Origin of the sequence: Streptomyces xantholiticus, from assembly GCF_014651015.1 — a bacterium.
GTDB lineage: Bacteria > Actinomycetota > Actinomycetes > Streptomycetales > Streptomycetaceae > Streptomyces > Streptomyces xantholiticus.
The window spans coordinates 94,820-114,854 of sequence record NZ_BMWB01000022.1; the positions used below are offsets into that span (position 1 = coordinate 94,820).

General features: G+C 71.2%; 17 protein-coding genes and 3 pseudogenes. 11 read left to right on the forward strand and 9 right to left on the reverse strand.

Translation table 11 applies throughout. The features are described 5' to 3' along the window. The first annotated feature begins 56 nt into the window (after positions 1-56). Genes IE198_RS26905 through IE198_RS26915 form a run of 3 tightly spaced genes read left to right on the forward strand, consistent with a single transcriptional unit; the run spans position 57 to position 6,325 of the window. Entirely contained in the window at positions 57-1,982 is a 1,926-nt protein-coding gene (locus IE198_RS26905; RefSeq protein WP_189891064.1) for a M28 family peptidase, read from the forward strand. A gap of 35 nt (positions 1,983-2,017) precedes the next feature. Further along, positions 2,018-4,054, forward strand: coding sequence for a M36 family metallopeptidase (locus tag IE198_RS26910; RefSeq protein WP_189891066.1), 2,037 nt, complete (start codon positions 2,018-2,020; stop codon positions 4,052-4,054). 33 nt (positions 4,055-4,087) lie between these two features. Continuing rightward, positions 4,088-6,325 carry an endonuclease gene (locus tag IE198_RS26915; RefSeq protein ID WP_189891068.1) on the forward strand — a complete coding sequence of 746 codons (2,238 nt, stop codon included), beginning with the start codon at positions 4,088-4,090 and terminating at the stop codon, positions 6,323-6,325. Positions 6,326-6,575: 250 nt separating this feature from the next. Here the strand turns inward: IE198_RS26915 and IE198_RS26920 are convergent, their stop codons facing one another. Next, on the reverse strand, positions 6,576-6,713 hold the full coding sequence (locus IE198_RS26920; protein ID WP_189891070.1) for a hypothetical protein: 138 nt from the start codon (positions 6,711-6,713) through the stop codon (positions 6,576-6,578). A 133-nt stretch (positions 6,714-6,846) separates the two neighbouring features. Between IE198_RS26920 and IE198_RS26925 the strand changes: the two genes are divergently transcribed. After that, positions 6,847-7,161, forward strand: coding sequence for a hypothetical protein (locus IE198_RS26925; protein ID WP_189891073.1), 315 nt, complete (start codon positions 6,847-6,849; stop codon positions 7,159-7,161). Positions 7,162-7,410: 249 nt separating this feature from the next. Beyond that, positions 7,411-7,683: pseudogene (locus IE198_RS36710) on the forward strand (hypothetical protein); the annotation flags it as partial. A 156-nt stretch (positions 7,684-7,839) separates the two neighbouring features. On the opposite strand, the gene IE198_RS26930 reads toward IE198_RS36710, so the two are convergent. From IE198_RS26930 to IE198_RS26940, 3 genes are all read right to left on the reverse strand, one after another. After that, the gene (locus tag IE198_RS26930) at positions 7,840-9,183 is read right to left on the reverse strand and encodes a vWA domain-containing protein (protein WP_373299990.1); all 1,344 of its coding nucleotides are present in this window, start codon (positions 9,181-9,183) and stop codon (positions 7,840-7,842) included. Positions 9,184-9,227: 44 nt separating this feature from the next. Beyond that, positions 9,228-10,535 carry an AAA family ATPase gene (locus IE198_RS26935; RefSeq protein ID WP_189891077.1) on the reverse strand — a complete coding sequence of 436 codons (1,308 nt, stop codon included), beginning with the start codon at positions 10,533-10,535 and terminating at the stop codon, positions 9,228-9,230. A 111-nt stretch (positions 10,536-10,646) separates the two neighbouring features. Beyond that, on the reverse strand, positions 10,647-12,164 hold the full coding sequence (locus IE198_RS26940) for a hypothetical protein (RefSeq protein ID WP_189891079.1): 1,518 nt from the start codon (positions 12,162-12,164) through the stop codon (positions 10,647-10,649). A gap of 705 nt (positions 12,165-12,869) precedes the next feature. On the opposite strand from IE198_RS26940, the gene IE198_RS26945 reads away from it, so the two are divergent. The 3 genes from IE198_RS26945 (at position 12,870) to IE198_RS26955 (ending at position 15,046) form a co-directional block, all read left to right on the forward strand. Continuing rightward, complete coding sequence (locus IE198_RS26945) at positions 12,870-13,313, forward strand: RrF2 family transcriptional regulator (protein WP_189891081.1); 444 nt, start codon at positions 12,870-12,872, stop codon at positions 13,311-13,313. Positions 13,314-13,388: 75 nt separating this feature from the next. Further along, positions 13,389-14,585, forward strand: a complete 1,197-nt coding sequence (locus tag IE198_RS26950; protein ID WP_189891083.1) for a globin domain-containing protein — start codon at positions 13,389-13,391, stop codon at positions 14,583-14,585. Positions 14,586-14,617: 32 nt separating this feature from the next. Beyond that, positions 14,618-15,046 (forward strand): hypothetical protein, encoded by a 429-nt coding sequence (locus IE198_RS26955; RefSeq protein WP_189891085.1) that lies wholly within the window; start codon positions 14,618-14,620, stop codon positions 15,044-15,046. A gap of 85 nt (positions 15,047-15,131) precedes the next feature. Here the strand turns inward: IE198_RS26955 and IE198_RS26960 are convergent, their stop codons facing one another. Further along, positions 15,132-15,596, reverse strand: a complete 465-nt coding sequence (locus IE198_RS26960) for an ArsI/CadI family heavy metal resistance metalloenzyme (protein ID WP_189891087.1) — start codon at positions 15,594-15,596, stop codon at positions 15,132-15,134. Positions 15,597-15,858: 262 nt separating this feature from the next. On the opposite strand from IE198_RS26960, the pseudogene IE198_RS26965 reads away from it, so the two are divergent. Beyond that, positions 15,859-16,173 (forward strand): annotated as a pseudogene (locus IE198_RS26965) (GNAT family N-acetyltransferase); the annotation flags it as partial. On the opposite strand, the gene IE198_RS26970 reads toward IE198_RS26965, so the two are convergent. From IE198_RS26970 to IE198_RS26985, 4 genes and pseudogenes are all read right to left on the reverse strand, one after another. Then, complete coding sequence (locus IE198_RS26970) at positions 16,142-16,690, reverse strand: DinB family protein (protein ID WP_229834368.1); 549 nt, start codon at positions 16,688-16,690, stop codon at positions 16,142-16,144. The pseudogene IE198_RS26965 and the gene IE198_RS26970 overlap by 32 nt on opposite strands. A gap of 307 nt (positions 16,691-16,997) precedes the next feature. Next, positions 16,998-17,177, reverse strand: a pseudogene (locus IE198_RS26975) (NAD(P)-binding protein); the annotation flags it as partial. Further along, positions 17,174-17,944, reverse strand: a complete 771-nt coding sequence (locus tag IE198_RS26980; protein ID WP_189891091.1) for an aquaporin — start codon at positions 17,942-17,944, stop codon at positions 17,174-17,176. The gene IE198_RS26980 and the pseudogene IE198_RS26975, both read right to left, overlap by 4 nt. Before the next feature lie 63 nt (positions 17,945-18,007). Then, a complete protein-coding gene (locus tag IE198_RS26985) occupies positions 18,008-18,322 on the reverse strand; it encodes an ArsR/SmtB family transcription factor (RefSeq protein ID WP_189891093.1) in 315 nt (104 codons plus the stop codon). 43 nt (positions 18,323-18,365) lie between these two features. On the opposite strand from IE198_RS26985, the gene IE198_RS26990 reads away from it, so the two are divergent. Beyond that, positions 18,366-19,034, forward strand: coding sequence for an arsenate-mycothiol transferase ArsC (locus IE198_RS26990; RefSeq protein WP_229834371.1), 669 nt, complete (start codon positions 18,366-18,368; stop codon positions 19,032-19,034). Positions 19,035-19,084: 50 nt separating this feature from the next. Beyond that, positions 19,085-19,495, forward strand: coding sequence for an arsenate reductase ArsC (locus tag IE198_RS26995; RefSeq protein ID WP_189891095.1), 411 nt, complete (start codon positions 19,085-19,087; stop codon positions 19,493-19,495). Positions 19,496-20,035 lie beyond the last annotated feature (540 nt).

Genomic DNA, 20,035 nt, shown 5'->3' on the forward strand with positions numbered 1-20,035 from the left:
GTTGCAGCCGCTGGAGTCCTCACCGGAAGGCGTGTTCTTCTCTTGGAGACGCCGAGATGTCCGTACTGTTTTTCGACATCGGTGCCACACTCGCGGACGTGAGCGTCGCAGCCGACGGCTCATTGACCTTTCGCCCACGCCCGCGCGTCGTCGACGTTCTCGATTCCTTTGCGCAGGTACGCAAGGGCATCATCTCGAACCCGGGACCAGGAGCCACCGCAGGCGAGAACGCGGCGGCCGCGCTCGAAGCGGCGTTCGGCGGCCGCTTCGCGGACGAGGCACTGGTCCACTGGGGCGCCAAGGACCGTCGGGCGATATTCGACGGCGCCCTCACGAGCGCGGGGCCGGGAGCCGGCGACTGCGTGTTCGTGGGCGAGGATGCGGACGAGCGCGCGTTCGCGCGCGAGGCGGGGATGCGCACCGCGGCCCACCCCGTCTTCACGCTCGCCGCGGTCGAGGGCCGACCCGTCTTCTGGGCGAGGATCGAGGTGCCGGAGGACCGGATCCTCGCCGAGCTGGAGGCGGTCGCGAACAGCGACGAGGTCGTGCCGGTGCACGTGGCGTCCGACCGGCTCGTCCTCGCCATGGCGACCGGGCGGGGCGTGCGCGCCGTCGAGCAGAGAGGGTTCACCGCCGACCTCCGCGGTCAGGTGGATGAGACGTCAGCCTTCCTCGTGCGTGACGACCGTCCGGTTTCCGTACCGGAGGCCTTCGCTCAAGCCTCGGCGGCCTCCAGGGCCACGGCCGAGGCCTCCATGCGCGCGGCGGCGGCGTTCGCCTTCGTCTCGGCCGAACTCTCCGGATCGCGGCCGCCGGTCTCCTCGCTCGGTCCGGCGCCCGGCGGCGTCTACACAGCAGCCGCTGCCGGTCTCCCGGTCGAGGACGTGCACATCCCCGGCGCCCGGCCCGGCCACATCGAGCGTCTGCTTCCCGACCCCGCTCTGCTTTCCCGGCCCGGTCAGGCGCGTGCCGAACGGTTCGTCGCCGCCTTCGCCCCCGGGGCGCCGTCCCAGGAGACGGTCGACACGGTGCGCGCGGTGGTGACGCCGTCGGCCATCCGGTCCCATGTGGCCCGTATCTCCGGTGCGGATCCTCTCGTCGACGGCGACCCGCTCACGGTGCGCAGCCGTGACGCGTCGAGCGCGGACAACGAGCGGGTCGTCGACGCGCTCGCCGGGCGGCTCCACGAGCTGGGTCTGGACGTCAGGCGCCACGAGTTCACCTGGCGCGGGCACAGGCTCTCCAATGTGGAGGCCGAACTCGCGACCGAGGCCTCGGACGCCGTCGTCCTCGTCACCGCTCATCTCGACTCGACCGGGGCCGAGGGCGAGTTCTTCGACTCCGCGGGCCACTCACGCCCGTACGACCCGGCGGTCGATCCGGCCCCGGGCGCGGACGACGACGGCAGCGGAACAGCGGCGGTCATGGCGACGGCGGAGTGCCTGAGTTCGATGGTCGCCTCGGGCAGGACGCCGGCACGGAGTGTGCGCTTCGTGCTGTTCAACGCCGAGGAGCAGGGGCTCGTCGGCAGCAAGGCCTACGCGCGGGCGGCCGCGGCGGCAGGGGAGGCCATCGCCGGCGTCCTGCAGATGGACATGATCGCGGGTTTCCAGGGCGGCACGCGGACGATGGAGATCCACGCGGGCTCCGTCGTTCCCGGTCCGGTTGCAGGCGCCTCCGACGCACTTGCCGACCTCGTCGCACAGGCCGGCCCCGCGGTCGCCCCCGACTTCACGGTCCAGCAGCTCACGGGCGCCACCGATCCGGCCGTGGGCCGCAGCGACCACGCGAGCTTCCACGAACGCGGCTGGGCGGCCGTCGCCGTCTCCGAGAACTTCTTCGACGACAACCGACCGGCCACCGGCACCCGGCAGTACCACAGACCGGGCGACACCCTTCTCGACAGGGACCACGACACGGACTACGCGGCCTCGATCGCGCGCACGGTAGCGGTGGCCGCACTGACCCTCGCGGGTCTCTGACGCACTTTCGAACGCTCCGGACAGGGGACCGCGCCATGAGCGCACTCATCGACAAACGAGACATGACCTACGACCGCCTGGGCGAGATGGAGGGAGCCGACGCCTTCCTGGAGTCGACGGGCCCGGACGCCGACACCCGCACAGCCCAGCGCGGCAAGCTGAACCGCTTCACCGGGCACCTGGGCGAGCTGCGAACGGCCGACGCTCCCGGATTCGCCGCAGAGGACGAGACCCGTGCGGTCTCGGACGCCGACTACATCGACCGTGCCAAGGCCTACATCACCTCCGCGTCGGAGGCGATCGGGTTCGCACCCGAGGACGCGGTGGAATTCGAGGCCGATCCGGCGGTGACGACCACGAGCGAGGGCATGCGGGTGGTGAGCCTGCGGCAGACGCTCAACGGCATCGAGGTGTGGGCGATGTCGCCGAAGGTGTGGCTTCACGAGGGCGGCCGGGTCGACCGGATCGTCGGCCAGACGGCGAGCGTGCCGGCCCGTCTCCCGGCGAAGGCGGCGGTTCCGGCCGAGGTGGCTCTGCAGGTGGCGGCCGCGAAGGCCGCCGAGCCGCGCACGCTCCAGAGCCCCTTCGGCACGGACGAACTCCCCCGCCTGGACCTCTCGGAGGGCTTCGAGCGCCTGTCGCACCAGCCGCGCAACGACCAGCCCATGACGTTCAGCAAGGGACCGTTCGAGGAGCCCGTCCCGGCCCGGCTGGTGTACCTCAACATGGGCGACCACGTCCGGCTGACGTGGCTGTTCGTTTTCTCCAGGGAGAACCTGGCCGCTCAGTACCAGGCACTCGTCGAGGCAGACGACCGGACCGCGGACATCAGCGCGCCTGAGATCCTCTATTTCCACGACACCACCAACCACGCGGTCGCCGGACACGTCTTCCGGCAGAACCCGGGCGAGAGCACCTTCGACCAGGTGCCCTTCCCGCTGCCTGCCAGCGACTATCCGACTCTCCTGCCGACGGGCTTCCCTCCCGACTTCATGGCCTGGAACCAGCCGCAGAACGGGAATCTCACGACCGAGGGCAACAATGTGCGCGCCCTCAACGGGGCGAGCCGGCAACCCGTCCGGATCGCACTCGACGGTGCCGGCAACGGAGTGTTCGAGGCCCGGGAGGACACGCCCGAGCAGTTCGTCACCAACATCTTCTACTTCTGCAACTACATGCACGACTTCTTCATGACGCTCGGCTTCACGGAGGAGCACGGCAACTTCCAGACCACGAACCCGACCGGGCTGGGGAAGGGCGCCGACCCCGTCCTCGCCTTCGCGCACCCGGGGCCGGTGTTCGGGACGGCCAACATGGCGACACGGGCGGACGGGCTGGCCGCGGTGATGAACATGGGCCTGGTCAGGGGCGGCGGCAGCGAACGCCACACGGCCAACGACGCGGACGTCGTGTTCCACGAGTTCGTCCACGGCGTGACGAACCGCCTCGTGGGCGGCCTGTTCGACGCGAACGGACTGGAGGAGGAGCAGTCGGAGGCGATGGGCGAGGGCTGGGGAGACTACTTCGCGCTCACCACCCGGAACTTCTCCCGCTCCGACGAGCGGGTGGTCACCGGCAGCTGGGTGGTCAGGCGGCCGGAAGGCATCCGGCAGAGGCCGTACGACTCTCGGTACCCCGGCAGTTTCGGGGACATCGGCAAGGGCCCGGGAGAGATCTCCGGCGTCGGCAACGAGGACCTGACGTACAGAGAAGTCCACGATGTCGGCGAGATCTGGTGCGCGGCGCTCATGGAGGTGACCCGCAAGGTCTCCGCCGCGCTCGGCGACAAGAAGCGGGGCTACCGCGTGACCTGGCAGGCCGTCGTCGACGGTCTCAAGCTCACACCGAAGGACCCGTCGTTCCTCATGGCCCGCGACGCCGTCCTGAGCGCCTTCAAGGCGATGAAGAACGAGGGCGGCCCGCTGACCGCGGAGGAGTACGAACGGGTCCGCAGCGCGGCCTGGGGCGCCTTCGCGCGGTTCGGGATGGGCTTCGACGCCTTCTGCCCGAACGCCTCCTTCTTCGGCTGCCGGGGCGGCGCGCAGATGCCGCCGCCCGGGCGGGACGACTGAGGCACCCCGGGGAGCGGGCGAGGAGGCGAAGCCATGATTACATCGGAACGCGTGTCCGAGGCGGAAGCGGACTACCTGTCACAACTCGACGCGGCAGCGCGGCGCTATGCGGACCGTACCGCGGAACGCGAGCGCACACGGTCCGTGCTCGACGATCGCGGCGTCCTGTACGCCGACGAGCCGGAACGGGTCGACAAACGACTCGCCCGGCTGGGTGCCGACTGGTCCCTGGCCCGGGCGATCGAGAAATCCCCCACGGAACCGGCCACCACTGCGGGCAGCACCCTGCCCCTGCCCCCGGACAGCTTCAGCGCCGATGTCCTCGGGCTGGAACGGCTCATCGGGCGCAACAACCTCACACCGGTCGCCTTCCTGGAGGACGGCACACGGGCCGCCCGCCCGGTGGGCCGGATCACCACCGCCGGACCGGGGGGCGGCCACGGCACGGGATTCATGGTGTCCCCGTCCCTGCTGCTCACCAACAACCATGTGCTGCGCAGCAGGGAGACGGCGGGCAGAAGCGTCGTCGCGTTCGACTTCCAGGCGGGACCCGACGGCGAAGCACTCACACCGGTCGTGTTCCCGCTGGAGCCTCAGCGGTTCTTCGTGACCGAGCGGGCCCTGGACTTCAGCCTCGTCGCGGTGGCCCAACGCAACGCGCGGGGCGATCCGCTCTCCGCGTTCGGATGGCTGCCCCTCAGCGGAGCACAGGGAAAGGTCATTCTCGGCGAGTTCGTCAACGTCATCCAGCACCCCCGGGGTGAGCCGAAACAACTCGCGCTCCGCGAGAACCAGGTCGTCGACCTGCTGGACCGGTTTCTGCACTACGCGTCCGACACCGATCAGGGGTCGTCGGGCTCTCCGGTGTTCAACGACCAGTGGGAGGTCGTCGCGCTGCACCATTCGGCAGTCCCCGTGACGGACGCGGCGAACCGGCCCCTGAGCGTCGACGGAAGCGTGTGGACACCGGCGACGGGAGAGCACCGAATCGCCTGGAAGGCCAATGAGGGCGTGCGGATCAGCCGCGTACTGCAGGCGCTGCGCGAGACGACACTGACCGGAGCGGAAGCACAGTTGCGGGACGAGGTGTTCACCGCCGCGGCCGCACCGCCGCCGATGGCCGCCTCGCGCCGAACGGCGGGCCCGTACTCGCTCGACGGCGCGGCGGCGGGCGAGTCCGCCCCGGCCGCCGCCGATGGGGCGGCCGTACCTGTCGGAGGCCTCGCCGGGGACGGAACGCTTCTCTTCGAGGACGCCGCTCGTTTCACGATCCCCCTGCGGTTCAGGGTCTCTCTGGGCCCGGCGGACGGTGTGGGACGAGGACGCGAGCCGGCCCCCCGGGCCGACGTTGCGCCCGCCGTCACCCCGCCCGTGACAGGCGCGGACCAACCGTCGGGTGCCGGCCTGGCAGTCGAGAAGGACGTCGACGCGGCCCTGGTCAACTTCCGGCTCGGACAGGAGCGTGTGTACTTCGACCGTGCCGCCGACAAGGCCGCACGCGACGCCTACTACGCGGAGGTCCGGACCGGTGACGGCAAGGCGCTGCGCACGGCGCTGACCCGGCTGCTGGAGGACACACACGCGCCGAGGCCGAAGTACAAGCCGATCCGTCTCGTGTACCCATGGGTCGACCTGCACAAGGACGGCCGGCTGCGCAGCATCTACTCCGGCAGGACCTTCACGGCCGAGGAGTTCATCCGCGCCGACGCCGCCGTCGAGATCGCCCGCATCGCTCGCCTGGAGGAACTCCTGCTGCGTGAGAGCACCGCGGGGCCGGCCGAACTGGCGGCGGAGTTCGACGCGCTGGAGGCGTTGATGCCCTTCAACTGCGAGCACGTCGTCCCGCAGTCGTGGTTCACCAAGGAGGAACCCATGCGGGGAGACCTCCACCACCTCTTCGCCTGTGAGGTGGGATGCAACAGCTTCCGCGGCAACTTCCCCTACGTCGACTTCCCGGGCTTCGAGGAGGCGGTCCGGCACGAGTGCGGAATGCGCGAGGCGGTGGGATTCGAGCCCGAGGAAGGCAAGGGCGCCGTCGCGAGGGCCACCCTGTACTTCCTGCTGCGGTACCCCGGGCTCATCGGTGATGCCGCGCGGGAATTCCCCGAGGAGCGGCTGCCGCTGCTGCTCTCCTGGCACGACAACGAGCCGGTGAGCGAGTACGAGTTGCATCGCAATGCCGCGATCGCCGAGATCCAGGGCAATCGCAACCCGCTGATAGACCACCCGGAGTGGGCCCACGAGCTCGACTTCTCCGGCGTGTGGCCCTGAACCCGCCTGAACGCAGAGCCGCCTGGGGCGAGGTGCCCCGCATGGCAGGCGTCGTCGAGCGGACCGCGCTTCGGCATGCCCGCGACGGGTCCGGTCCGGCCCGACGCAATGCACACCGGGCCGGACCGGACGATGGCCTGGCCTGGGCTGGGCTGGGCTGGGCTGGTCGAGCGTGCCCGTGTGCGCAGACGGGCATCACGCCCCCGGGCACGCCTGCAGGTTCGACCAGTACCGGCCCACACCTGCTGGTTCACTGCCGCAGTAAATCCGGTAGTTCCTGCGGGAACTGAAGGGCCGCCTCGACCTCGGCTGACAGGGAGGAAAGAGCCCGGTCGATGTCGTGGGCGTCCTGCGCCGGGATCTTCGCGCTGTCCGAGCCATCCGGCACAACGACCACATCGGGCAGACGGTCGAGCGGACACTGGGCACCTACGAGGACTTGCCGTGACGACAGCCTTTGGCCTCCTGCATCTGGCTAGAGTGCTCCCCGGCGCAACACGATTCACACACAAAGTTGAGAGATGACACAGATACCCGAACCGCCTCAAGTGCCCGCGTACGCACATCCCGTGCCCACGGCGCCCAAGTCTGTCACCATCACGTTCCCCGTCGTCCGGGGGAAACTCGCGGCCTTCCTGTACCTGACGACTCTGGTCCTGATGGGCCTGATCGCGTGGGCTCAGGTGGACCAGGCCCTCACCGCACGGGACGGGCATGAGCTGTACCGGTCCCAGTGGTGTTCCGGCACCACGTACGGCGCCGAGGACTACACGGCAGCCGAGCGTGAAGCTTATGAGGAGGTGTGCGGCCACCCGCCCCGTTCGAGCGAGGATTAGCGCGGCGACGCGTTGATCCCGAGAGGGTTTCTGGACTGCCCCGGCCGGCAACGTCGGGGCAGTCGCCGGTCAGGGACAACGGGATGCGCGGTGACTGAGAGAAATCGGGGGCGCATCGTGTGCGTCCCTTCACCGCTCCGGGCTGTGTGCGAGTACCGAGAGGGCAGCGACGGACCCGGCATGTTCCCTCTCCGTCGGCCTTGGCTGCGAAGCGCCCGAGAACGGCGGCCGTACTGCCGGCCGCTGCCCATGTCCCCACGGGGGCAGTCCGGCGGGTGCCGCTGGTCGAGACGGTCCGCAAGACGGGCCACCCAGCGGACTGCTCAGGGCACTGTCCTGCTCGGGAGGGCCGGTGCCGACGCCGCAACGTACGCGCCGGCCGGTGTCGACGCCGCAACGTACGCGCCGGCCGGTGTCGACGCCGCAACGTATGCGCCGTTTGTGCAGCAGATCGCTGCCGGTGTGGCCGAATGGCTGCCTGGGTATGCCGAGCAGATCGGCAGCGGCTCCTTCCCGGCCGAGGTGTCGGCCCTGGAGACCGACGCGCGTGCCATGAGTGGATCAGTCCGTGCAGCTGTCGACCGCGAACTGGAGGGACTTGCCTGCGGTGTGGCGTCCGGCCGGGTAGATGGTCGCGGGTCGCTCGTAGTGGATGGCGACGCCGTGCATTGCGCCTTCTCAGTTGATGGTGACGACACGTGCCCAGGATGGTGGGGCGTCCGGGACGTAGTCGGGGTTCCTCTCGTCCACGGCGTGGGCGGGACGGGGGAAGAGGCCGACGACGGTGCGGCAGGGCGGCTGCGCGGAGGGCCATGGTGTCTGACCGTCCGTCAGGGCGACGATCACGTGCGGGCGTGGCCGGGAGCGGAGCGCCCGGGCGAAACCGGAGCGCAGATCCGTTCCCCCACCGCCGACCAGTTCGATGTTCTCGGCGCGGCAGAGAGGGACGGCGACCCCGGCCGCCGCGTCGCAGGAGATCACCGAGACCAGGTCGCGCCGTCCGCCCACCGCCCGCGAGATCGCCGCCACCTCCAGCAGCGCGCTGCCCAGCTCGGCGTCGCTGACCGAAGCGGAGGTGTCGATCACGACGCAGACCCGGGGCGGCGTACGGCGCAGGCTGGGCAGCAGCACCCCCGGGACACCGGCCGAGCGCCGGGACGGACGCCGGTAGCTGTGGTCCTCGCCCACCCCCGGCGCACTCGCCGCCGAGCGGACCGCCGCCCCCAGCAGTTGCCGCCACGGCTGCGGTGGATGGAACGCCTCGTCCGCCCATCGGCGCCACCCCTCCGGCGCGTCGCCCGGCCGGCCCTTGATTGCCTCTGCGACCCGGAAGCGGACCGCGTCCCGCTGCTGCCGGCTCAGCCCGTGTGCCCCCTCGGGCCCCAGCTCCCACGGCCGGTGCTGCCCGTCGGCACCACTGCCGCAGTCCAGCCAGGCCAGGTCCGCGGCGAGCCCGGACATCGACGCCGTCCGCAGGTACTCCTCCATCAGCAGCCCGTCGGGCAGCCGCAACAGCGACGGCAGCACCGCCCCGGCAGGCAGGGGCAGACCGTCACCGTAGATGTCGTCGTTGATCTCGAAGTCGGCGGCGATGTTCCGCCGCAGCCTCCCCCAGCCTTCGGCCGGGGGGACCCCCCTCGCGCTTCGCTCGCCCGGCCCGTGCTCCTCGTGCTCCCGCGCATACCGCTCGCCCCGCCCATGGTGGTCCCGGAGCAGATGGGAGACCTCGTGCACCCAGACGCCCGCCAGCTCCTCCACCGGGGTGCGCGCCACGAAGCCGGGGGAGACGTAGCAGCGCCAGTGCGCGTCCACCGCCATTGTGGGCACCGACCGGTCCTCCACCACGTGCAGCGCGAAGAGCGCGCCGGCCAGGTAGGGACGGACCTTCACCGCGTGCAGCCGGGCGGCCAGCAACTTCTCCGTGTCCAGCGGGATTCGGGGCCGGCCCGCCCGCCCGCCGGAGGCGGCCGGCGGGCTGGGCACGGTGACCCGCACCGGGCGAGGCGGTGCGGTCCGGGACATCGGGTACGGCAGCGGGTGCGGCCCCGGGCGCTTCGCGGCCCCCGTCATCGGCACGCCCCCGGCGCACGCCCGGCGTCGGCCGCCGCCGCGGCCCGCCCCACCGACCGGTCCGCCCGCCGCGCGAGACCGACCACTTGGGTCAGCCGCTCCACCCCCTGCGGCACCTCCCAGTCGTCGCGCCGCAGCGCGGCCAGCGCCGTCGCCGGGGCGACCAGCAGGTCCGGGGGTCCGGTCTCCAGCGCCCTGACCAGTACCGCCCAGCCCGCCTCCCACCGCTCCCGCTCCGGCCGCGCCCCGACGGCGGCCACCACCGCCTCCAGCGCCGCCTGACGCAGGTCGCCCCGCACCGGCAGTTCGGCGGCGGCCGGATCGGCCAGCAGCGACTCCGGGTCCGGCAGGTCCATCCGGTCCAGATGGGCGAGGAGTTCGAGGCCCGGCCCGTCCCCCACCGCGCCCCGCACCAGCAGCGCCAGCACCTCCCGGGAGACGGAGGCCGCCGTGCCGAAGGCCAGCAGGGTCAAAGCAGCCTCCCAGCTCCGGGGGGAGGGCCAGGCTCCGCCGCGCCGGGCCTCGGTGCTCGGCAGCCGGTGGATCAGCGTCGGCCGGACTTCCAGGAAGCCGCAGACCGCGCGCCGGGCGAAAACCACCGCCTCCGGCAGTCGCTCCGGCACCAGTCGGGGCAGCTCCGCCCGGGGCCAGACCCCGCCCAGACCGCGCACTACCACCTCTTGGTCGTGCACCCAGTACAGATGCACGAACCGGTTGGCCAGCGGCGGGCTCAGCTCCCACCCGTCCGCCGCCGACGCGCGCGGATTGGCGGCGGCCACGATCCTTACCCCCGCAGGCAGTTGCAGCGCACCGACCCTCCGCTCCAGGACGACCCGGAGCAGTGCGGCCTGCACGGCCGGGGTGGCGGTGGAGAGCTCGTCCAGGAAGAGCAGCCCCCGCCCGGCCCGCACGAGCTCCACGGCCCACAGCGGCGGCGCCATCGGCACCCCCTGTACTGCCGGGTCGTCGCCCACGATGGGCAGCCCGGAGAAGTCGGACGGCTCGTGGACGCTGGCGATGACGGTCGTCAGCGGCAGGTCGAGGGAGGCGGCGAGCTGCGTCAGGGCCGCGGTCTTGCCGATGCCCGGCTCGCCCCAGAGCAGCACGGGCAGGTCGGCCGCGACGGCCAGCGTGAGCGCTTCGAGCTGCTCGTCGGGGCGCGGCTCGGTGGTGGTCGTCCGCAGGAGGGTGAGGAGGTCGTCGGCGAGGGCGAGGTCGGTGCCGGTTCCGGAAGCCCCGGCGGGGGTGGGTGCGTGGGTGCCGGCGGCCGGGACCGGGGCGGGCAGGAGGGTGCTGGTCGTCATGGGCATCACCTGGGGTGGGATAAGGGGACGGGACGGCCCGCCCCGGATGTCGTGGGGGAGTGCGGCGCGGAAGGCGCAGTGCGGGAAAGGGACTTCGACGGGGGCAGTCGGTCAGCGGGTCAGGCCGGTGCGGGGCCGGGCCCGGCTGCTCCGCTTGCGGCGCATTGCGGGAGGCGTACGGCGGTCGATCCTGGGACGGTGGCCCGCCTCCGGGTGCCCCGCGCCCGAGGCGTTCCCGGCCCCTGCCGCACCGACACCGGGGTGCACGGTGACCAGACCCGAGCGGAACAGCCCGTGGTCGATGCGGCGGGCTGCGGCCGACTCCAGTTCGTCCCGCAGTGGCCCCTCGCGCAGGACCGCACCGGGACCGAGCAGTCCCTCGACCACGGCCAGCGCCCCGGCGACGTCACCGTGGCCGAGCCGCTCCCGTACCGCAGGCAGTGCCTCCGGGTTGCGGTGCACCGCGTCGATCGCCCGCAGGCAGGGCAGCGCCGGCCCGCCGAGCGCTACCAGCAGTTCCTCCCGGCGCAGTTGGGCCGGGTCGTGATCGATCGCCGTCAGCGACCCGTCTCGCAGCGCGATCCGGTGGACCTCGCCCCGGCACTCCACCCGGTGCGGATCGCCGGGCTCGGGGGCGGGGCGCGCCACCGGTGTCGAGCAGGAGGCCGCCAGTGCTGCGGCGACGAGCGGATGCAGCCGCTCGGACGCGACCAGCCCGGCCCGCAGCAGCTCCAGATCCGGAAGGACCCGGGCTGCCGCCTCCGGTAGCACCAAGAGCGCCGCGACCTCCTGCGGCGGCAGCGCTTCCCGCAGCGGCCGGAACGTCGGGGCATGGCTGTCGTCGGGGGCGACCAGTTCGAGCACGGCGCGGCTCCGCACACCGAGCCGCACGGTGAAGGCTCCGCGAGGGCGCCCCTCGGCCCGCAACAGCAACTCCGCCTCGGCGGCCCAACTTGCCACCGCCCATGGGGAGCCGTGGACGCTGGGTCGATCGGGTTGTGGCAGATCCGGCCGGTCCGGCAGGACTGGCCGGCCGGGTGCGGGGGACCGGTCGGGCGGCGGCGTCATGGACGGTGCCCCGCCCGCACCGCACCGCCGCGCCAGTTCGCTGCTGCGCCCGGAGTCCCAGAGATGCCGGTGCAGGTCGAGCCGGAATCGCCGATCGGGATGCGGGTGTGGATGCGGATGGTGCCAGGGGGCGCCGTTCCCGGGGCCTTCCCAAAGAGCCAGGGACATCCGCTGTCCGGCGTCCGCCCAGGCCGGCGGTGTCCGCACCACGAGCTGCAGCGGCGTGGCACCGGAACTCCGATAACGGGCCAGAGCGATGGTGAGGCCGGGCCGGAGCCGTCCGTCGGGGGCGATCCGGGGCATGTGCCAGCGGAGAAGATCCGGCGCCAGCCGACGCAGATCTGCACGAAGGTGGGTGACGAGATCGGTGCCGTGGCGATTGCGCACGGCGCGAAGATCGAGGTCGACGTCGATCCGGGCGGCGGCGCAAGCCCCCGCCCAGTCACCGACCGCACGCCGTGTGGTCGCGGTCTCGATCATGGACGGTGGCACGGCGTACTCGCGCACGCGCTGCCACATCAACAGGCGGGGTGGAATCCCGTTCGCGAAGTGATGTGCCATCAGCACTCACCTTGCACGAACGATTCCCCCAATCCGTACGAGGAGAAGTTCTTCATCTCCCGCATCCTAACCACACGCAAGACGATCTGTCAGTGCCCTCCCATTCCGGATGAACACTCGTTTGTTGCTGTTCCAGTCGGCATGCGGGGCTTCGGATGTCGCGTTCGAGGGTCCGGGGCGGGGCGGTGGACGCCGCGCCGCCGCGTGCTGATGAGCACCACGATGGTGGAGTCCACCGGATGTCCCAGTCGACCTCACCCGCGGCATCGGTCGCGGCTCGAACTTGTTCCAGACGCTCCCGAGTGCCGTCGGCCCACCGCAGCCGGTGGCGTTCATGGAAGATCATCCACGGCCCGAACCGCTCCGGCTGATCCCACCCTTGAACGCCGTTCCGCATCCGGTGCAATGATCACGTCGATCATCTGCCGGGTGCCGCCGTTCCGTCCCAGGTGATCAGAGCTCCGACACCCGAGATACGTACCAGTGCCAGGCGCTGAGGCCTCCCGGAGATCACCCGGACAAGTCCGGACAAGTCGCGGGCATGACTTCCGCAACGTTGGCCGGTGCGCAGTGGGCGGGGATCGAGCCGTTGCTTCCGACCGGTGTCCACCTCGTCGTGGAGGCGCCGCGTGGGTGACGTAATGCACACTGCTCGCGAGACGTTTCAAATAGGAAACTGAGATGCGCATTTGATAGCGTTCTGGCGTGCGGTTGACGAAGTTCACCGACCTGGCGCTGCGTGCCGTGATGCGTCTGGCGGTTTGCGATCAGGACGGTTCTGTGACCACCCGTGAGGTGGCGGAGGCCATGGGCGTGCCGACCACCCACATGGCGAAGGCGGTCAGTCGGCTCCAGCACCTCGGCGTGCTGGAGGCCCGCCGTGGCCGCGGCGGCGGGCTGGGGCTGACCCGCCTCGGCCGCCAGGCTTCGGTCGGCTGGCTGGTGAGAGAGCTGGAGGGCGAGGGTGAGGTCGTCGACTGCGAAGGCGGTTCCCCCTGCCCGCTGCGCGGCGCCTGCCGGCTCCGCCGAGCGCTGCGTGACGCGCAGGAAGCCTTCTACGCCACGCTCGATCCCCTGACCGTGGCCGATCTGGTCACCTCCCCGACCGGGCCGGTCCTCGTGGGGCTCGTCGGCCGCCGTCCCGAGTAGCCGGCCTCTGGCCGGACGCGCGCAGATCATCCACACCTCTAAATGCGAAGATCATCTACCAGTTCAGGAGTCGCCGTGCTCTCCGAGCAGTCCACCCCGGTCGTCCGCGCTACCTTGCCCGCCGTCGGCGCCGCAATCGGTGAGATCACCGAACTGTTCTACGCCAAACTCTTCGACGACCGTCCCGAGCTGCTGCGGGACCTGTTCAACCGGGGCAACCAGGCCAACGGCGACCAGCAGAAGGCGCTGGCGGGCTCCATCGCGGCCTTCGCGGGCATGCTGCTCGAACACCCCGAGTCCCGGCCGGACGCGATGCTCGCCCGGATTTCCCACAAGCACGCCTCCCTCGGCATCACCTCCGACCAGTACAAGCTCGTCCACCGGCATCTGTTCTCCGCCATCGGCGACGTCCTCGGCGCTGCCGTCACCCCTGAAGTGGCCGCGGCCTGGGATGAGGTCTACTGGCTGATGGCCAACGCGCTGATCGCCTGTGAGGCCCAGCTCTACCAAGAGGCCCGCACAGCCGAGGGCGAGACGTGGCGTCAGATGGAAATCGTCGAGCGACGGGAGGAGACCCCCGACGCGGTCTCCTTCGTCCTGCGCCGCACCGACGGCAGCCCCGCGGGCTCCTTCCGCCCGGGCCAGTACGTCAGCGTCCAGGTCGAACTGCCCGACGGCGCCCGCCAGATACGCCAGTACAGCCTCTCCCGGGCCCCCGGCGGCCCGCAGTGGCGCATCACCGTCAAGCGCGTCCGGGACGGCGGGGGGCCGGAGGGTGAGGTCTCCTCCTGGCTCCACGAGCACGCCCGTGCCGGTGACGTGCTCACCGTGTCCGCGCCGTTCGGCGACCTGGTCCTGCCGGAGGGCGACGGGCCCCTGCTGCTGGCGTCCGCCGGGATCGGCACTACGCCGATGCTGTCCATGCTCGACCACCTGGCCGCCCAGGGCACGGCCCGCTCCGTGATTGTCGTCCACGCCGACCGCACCCCCGCCGACCACGCCCACCGTGAGGAGCAGCGCCGACTCGTCCAGGCGCTCCCGGACGGCCGGCTGCACCTGTGGTACGAGGAGCCGGGCGAGAGCGCGCCGCAGGCGCGGGCCGGCCGGGCCGATGTGAGCGCGCTGAATCTCCCCGAGGGGCTGACCGCGTACCTGTGCGGCCCGCTGCCCTTCATGCGCGCGGTACGCAGCGACCTGCTCCGCCGGGGCCTGCCGGCACAGGCGGTCCACTACGAAGTCTTCGGCCCCGACCTCTGGCTGGGCGGCGAGTAGACCGGGCAGGGAGCGAGAAGGAAGGGCAGTACATGAACCCCCCGTCTGCCGCTGTGGCTGCCGCAGTCACCTTCGTCTGGCTCGGAATGGTCCTGGCGATCTCCTTCCTGGAAGCGCCGTTGAAGTTCCGGGCGCCCGGCGTGACCGTCCCCATCGGGCTCGGCATCGGCCGCATCATCTTCCGGGCGCTCAATCGCGTCGAGATCGTGCTCGCCTCCGTGCTGATCGCGGCCGTGGCGGTCGGCGGCCCTCCCCCGTCCGTATCCGTCCTGACGGGAGCCACGGTGCTGCTGCTGGGCCTGCAACTGCTGCTGATCCGGCCAAAGCTCAACCGCCGTTCTGGCCGCGTGCTCGCCGGTGAGACCCTGCCGCGCTCCCGTGCCCACCACTTCTACGTGGCCGCCGAGTCGGTCAAGGGGCTGACCCTGCTCGCCCTGGGCATCGTCGTTCTCACGGTCTGACCGCCTTCTTCGGCACTGCGAGTGCGGCGGACCCGCCGCTCTGGCAGGCCATCGGAGGCGCCCTGTTCGCCGCCACCACGCGGCGTCAGCAGCAGCTGCCGGCGGTTACGGGTTCGAGCGCATCGGTGTCTGCGGTCGCCGGGCTGGAGCAACACGTGCTGCCCTCTTGCTTGGTCAGGCTGTCGGCGTCGGCCTTGACGACGTACACCTCCCACGGCTCTTGGCCGGGGCCGTGGACCCAGACCTTGTCCTGAAGGGCGTAGCAGCAGCTGGTGTCGCTCTCCTCTGCTGTTGCGAGGCCTGCCTCGCTCAGGCGGGTGGTGGCGGCGTGGACGGCCTCGGTGCTTTCGACTTCTACGCCGAGATGGTCCATGCGGGTGTCCTCGCCCGTCGTGCCTTCGATGAGGACGAGCTTGAGCGGAGGCTCGGCTATGGCGAAGTTGGCGTAGCCGTCACGGAGCTTGGCCGGCTCGGTGCCGAAGAGCTTCGTGTAGAAGGCGACGGACGCATCGAGGTCGGGGACGCGCAGAGCGAGCTGTATGCGTGACATGACGGTCCTCCTGTTGGGGTGGGCGGGTGAAAGGCAGCAGCCGCCGGAGGGGGCGGGGCGCCGATGCCGATCTTGAGGGTGGCGGGGGCGGCGCAGCCGCCACCGTCGGCCTGCGCGGTCTCGGCTCGGCCCACCCGCCCGGAGCAGGCCCGGCCGGCCCTCGCGCTTGCACCACCAGCATCGCATCTGTTTCGATGAAGGTCAACATAGACATGCATCTAATCTGGGTCTCGTGGAGCACGTGACGTCGGTCATCGCCACGGTCTCCGACCGCTGCGAGTACGCCGGTGTCGTCGAGCACTCGGTATACGTTCACCCCCATGCTCGGGGCCGGGGCGTCGCCTCCGTGCTGCTGGAGGCGCTCGTCGAGTCCACCGAGGCGGCCAAACTCTGGACGATCCAGTCCGGCATCTTCCCCGAGAACGCCGTCGGCCTCGCCGTCCGCGGGCGGGCCGGCTTCCGGATCAACGGCACCCGCGAACGTATCGGCCGCCGGTACGGCATGTGGCGGGACGTGATCTTGTTGGAGCGCCGGAGTCCGCGGATCAGTCGACCGTGTTCCCGCCGCCGAGGGTGAGTTGGCGGTGGTGGAAGTCGAAGTGCTGCGTCGGGTAGCGGTAGATGTCCGCCAGGGTCATGTAGTCCTGGAAGAAGGGGTCCCAGCGGACGGGGTAGTGCATGCCGCGTGTCAGGTCGCCTTCGGACTCCCCGGCCAGGTGGCGCTCCAGGGAGCCTGTGACCCGGTCGAACGCGGCGGCCATGCGGCGCGGCCCGTACACCTTCACCGCCCCACACGGACCGGCGCGGTTGACCAGGTCGAACGGCACGGTAGCCGCGTTCAGCACCCGCGCGAACACCTTGCTCGTACTGCGCGGGAGCCGGCCGAAGACACGGACCAGGATCAGCAGCGCCCGGACGACCATGTAACCGAAGAGCATGTGCCACAGCAGCTGCTCGTTGGTCCACTTGGTGCCGCGGGTGGGCCGGGCCAGGTCGTCCTTCGAGGCTGTGTCGAGGAGTCGGTGATAGGTCCGGCGGGCGCGTTCGTAGTCCTCGTACACGGCCTGCCGGTCCATGGAGTTCTCGGTCGTCATGGCCTGCCCGCGCTCTCGTCACCCCGGGCTTCAATGATGCCCGCTCAGGGGCGCTCTCTCACCGGCCGCTGCCGTGTTAAGTCGTCCTGGAGGAGCGGGCCGAAGGCCTGCTGCCCGATCTGCATGGCGCGTTCCTGGCCGGCAACGGTCCCGCCGACTCGTAGAACCGCAGCGTGGACGGGCGAACGCCGGAGCGTTCGGCCGGCCGGGAGATCCGCAGAATGCTCATGCCTCGAACGTGCACCAGCAAGTCGGCTTGAAGGTCAAACCCGCAGCAGCGCCGCGATCCGACGGGCGGCGTAACGGGCGGGGCGGCCGACACCGATGAGGGTGGCGGCAGCGAGTCCCAGGTGTGCTGCCATGCGCCGCCCGGCGTGGCCTGGACGTCGAGGATCACGAAGTCCACGCCGAGGCGGCGCAGGTGGCAGCCGGCGGCGAGGCCCGACGGGCCGCCGCCGATCACCACCACGTCCGCGGCCTGTGTCACTCGGTGGTCGTCCTGCCTTGCATGAAGACGACCGCGACCAGGGCCAGCCCCACGACCGCGCCGATCAGCTGCATGCCGATGAACGCCGGGACGGAGGCGGGGGCGATGCCCGCGAAGGTGTCGGTGAAGGCGCGACCGATCGTGACCGCGGGGTTCGCGAAGGAGGTGGAGGAGGTGAACCAGTAGGCCGCGCCGATGTAGGAGGCGACCGCGACGGGCGCGAAGCGGAGCCGGTCGGTGCGGGCCAGGCCGAAGATCAGCAGTATCAGGCCGGCGGTGGCCACCACCTCGCCGAGGAGCAGGTTCCCTGCCGAGCGGTCGTGCGTGGACCACTTCACCAGCGGCTCGCCGAACATCGCGTCCGCGAGGACCGCGCCCGCGATCGCGCCGACGATCTGCGACGGCACGTACACCGCCAGTTCGCGCGCGTTCACACCCCCGCCGCCGCGGCGGGCGGTCCACCACTCGGCCAGGGTGACCGCGGGGTTGAAGTGCGCGCCGGAGACCGGGCCGAGCAGAACGATCAGGACGCCGAGCCCGAGGACGGTGGCGGTGGAGTTGGCGAGCAGTTGCAGCGCGACGTCGTCGGTCAGTTCGGTGGCCTGGATGCCTGAGCCGACGACGACCGCGACCAGGGCTGCGGTTCCGACGAGCTCGGCGGCGGCGCGGGCGAACAGCGGCGTACGGGGCGGACTGGCGCCGGGCGCGGGCTGCGGCGACGTGTCGGCGGCTGCGGCGTCGCTCGCAGCAGGCTCGGTGGCGGTCAAGGCAGGGGCTCCTCGGGCAGGTGAGGCACGGCGCGGAAGGCTGTGAGGCAGGATGCGGAAGGTTTACGGGCAGGACCGTTTGGCGTTCGCCTCTGCGGTGGCGCGCGCGGTCCGGGCGAGGTCGGCGAACTGGTCGGCGAGGGTCTCGATGACGGCCGGGCGCACACGGTAGTAGGTGAACCGGCCGCAGGGCTCGGTCTCGACGACCCCGGCCTCGCGCAGCACTCTCAGGTGGTTGGAGAGGTTGGTCTGCTTGGCACCGGTCTCCTCGACGAGGTGGGTGGTGCACAGCGTCTCGCGGGCGAGCAGGGTCACGATCCGGAGCCTGAGCGGGTCGGCCAGCACCCGAATCAGGTCAGTGTCGACTGACGTCATCATGGGCTGATACTCTCACATCACCCGCTGCTGATACCAGCCGGGGATGACCTCTTTGAACCCGCCGAAGGGGGTTCTCACCATGACCGCGTCCTCGCACCCGGTACTGCTCGCCGAACGCCTCCCGGCCGGTGCCGCCCGCCTCGCCGTGCGCCGGCGCCGGTACGCCGTGGAGAAGGTGCAGCGGCTGAGCGCCGATTCCTACGGGCAGCCCGCAGCGAACCCGCACGTGCGCACGTACCTGGTCGTGCTCGAGGAGCGGTTCGCCGCCGAGCGCCTGGACGCGCCGGTGCAGGTCGAGAGCCCGGCCGACGGCGGACGGCCTGTGCTGTTCGCGTGCAGTCACAACGCCGGCCGCTCGCAGATGGCGGCGGCCCTGCCGGCCCACCGGGCCGGGGCGGACGTGATCGTCTCCTCCGCCGGCACCCACCCCGCCGGGGCCGTCGAGCCGCACGTGGTCCAGTTGCTGGCAGAGGCGGGCGTCGCACTGGACGAGGTCTACCCCGAGCCTCTGACCGACGAGGTCGTCCAGGCCGCCGACATCGTGATCACATGGGGCGCGGCGACACCTGCCCCGTGGCGCCCGGCCGTCGCTACCTGGACTGGCCCGTCCCGGACCTCGACGTCGCGCCGACCGCGGTCGTCGCGTTCCATTCGCGACGCGATCGACGCCCGTATCACCGACCTGCTGGACACCCTGCCGCCCGGCAACTGAAGCTTCCCGTCCCCCGCACCATGCTCATCCCTGCCCTGAAGGAAGAACCGATGACCACCGCTCCGCTCGCCTCCGTGCTCTTCGTCTGCGTCCACAACGCCGGCCGCTCCCAGATGGCCGCCGGATTCCTCTCCCACCTGGCCGGCGACCGGATCGAGGTCCGCTCCGCCGGCTCCATCCCGGGCGACCAGGTCAACCCGGCCGCCGTCGAGGCGATGAAGGAGGTCGGCGTCGACATCTCCGCCGCCACGCCGAAGGTCCTGACCACCGAGGCCGTCCAGGCGTCCGACTACGTCATCACCATGGGCTGCGGCGACGCCTGCCCGATCTTCCCCGGCAAGAAGTACCTCGACTGGGCCCTCGAAGACCCTGCCGGCAAGGGCGTCGAAGCCGTCCGTCCCATTCGCGACGAGATCAAGACCCGTATCGAGGCCCTGATCGCCGAGATCGACGCGCAGTAGGAGGCGTGAACCTGTGCCCGACCCGACACCGCCACCGGCGACGACCTGTTCGGCAGCTCCACCTTCGTCGGCGGCGCCGGCGGGAACGTGCGTGGGCTCATCGGTCCGAGTTCGTCGGCGCAGACGACCGTCGCGCCCTCGGGCGGGCATTGGGGTGGGAGACCACGCGGGCGGATGCCCGGGAATGGTCGGCGGAGCCGGCCGAGTTGCACGAGCGGTTCGGGCATTGGTTCGCGAGGACCGAACCGCGTGAGTCGTCGTGGGCGTACATGCGGGGCTGATTGCCCGTTGGAGCGGAAGAACGGCTGAAAGCTCGCCGAGGGAGCCGGAGCCATGTCGGCCCCACGACCATCCGTTCCTTCGCGATCCGCGGCATGAGGCAGGTACTGCGCGGTCCGTCGTGGCGGCACGGCTTCCGGGAGAGCCTCGGGCGATGGCCGGACCGAGAAGTTTCAGGAGCGGTGGACTTGTGTTCGCGATCGCCTGTCGGATCCTTGGCGGCGGCACCCTGCTCAACCCGGCCGCATGGGGATTGCTTTC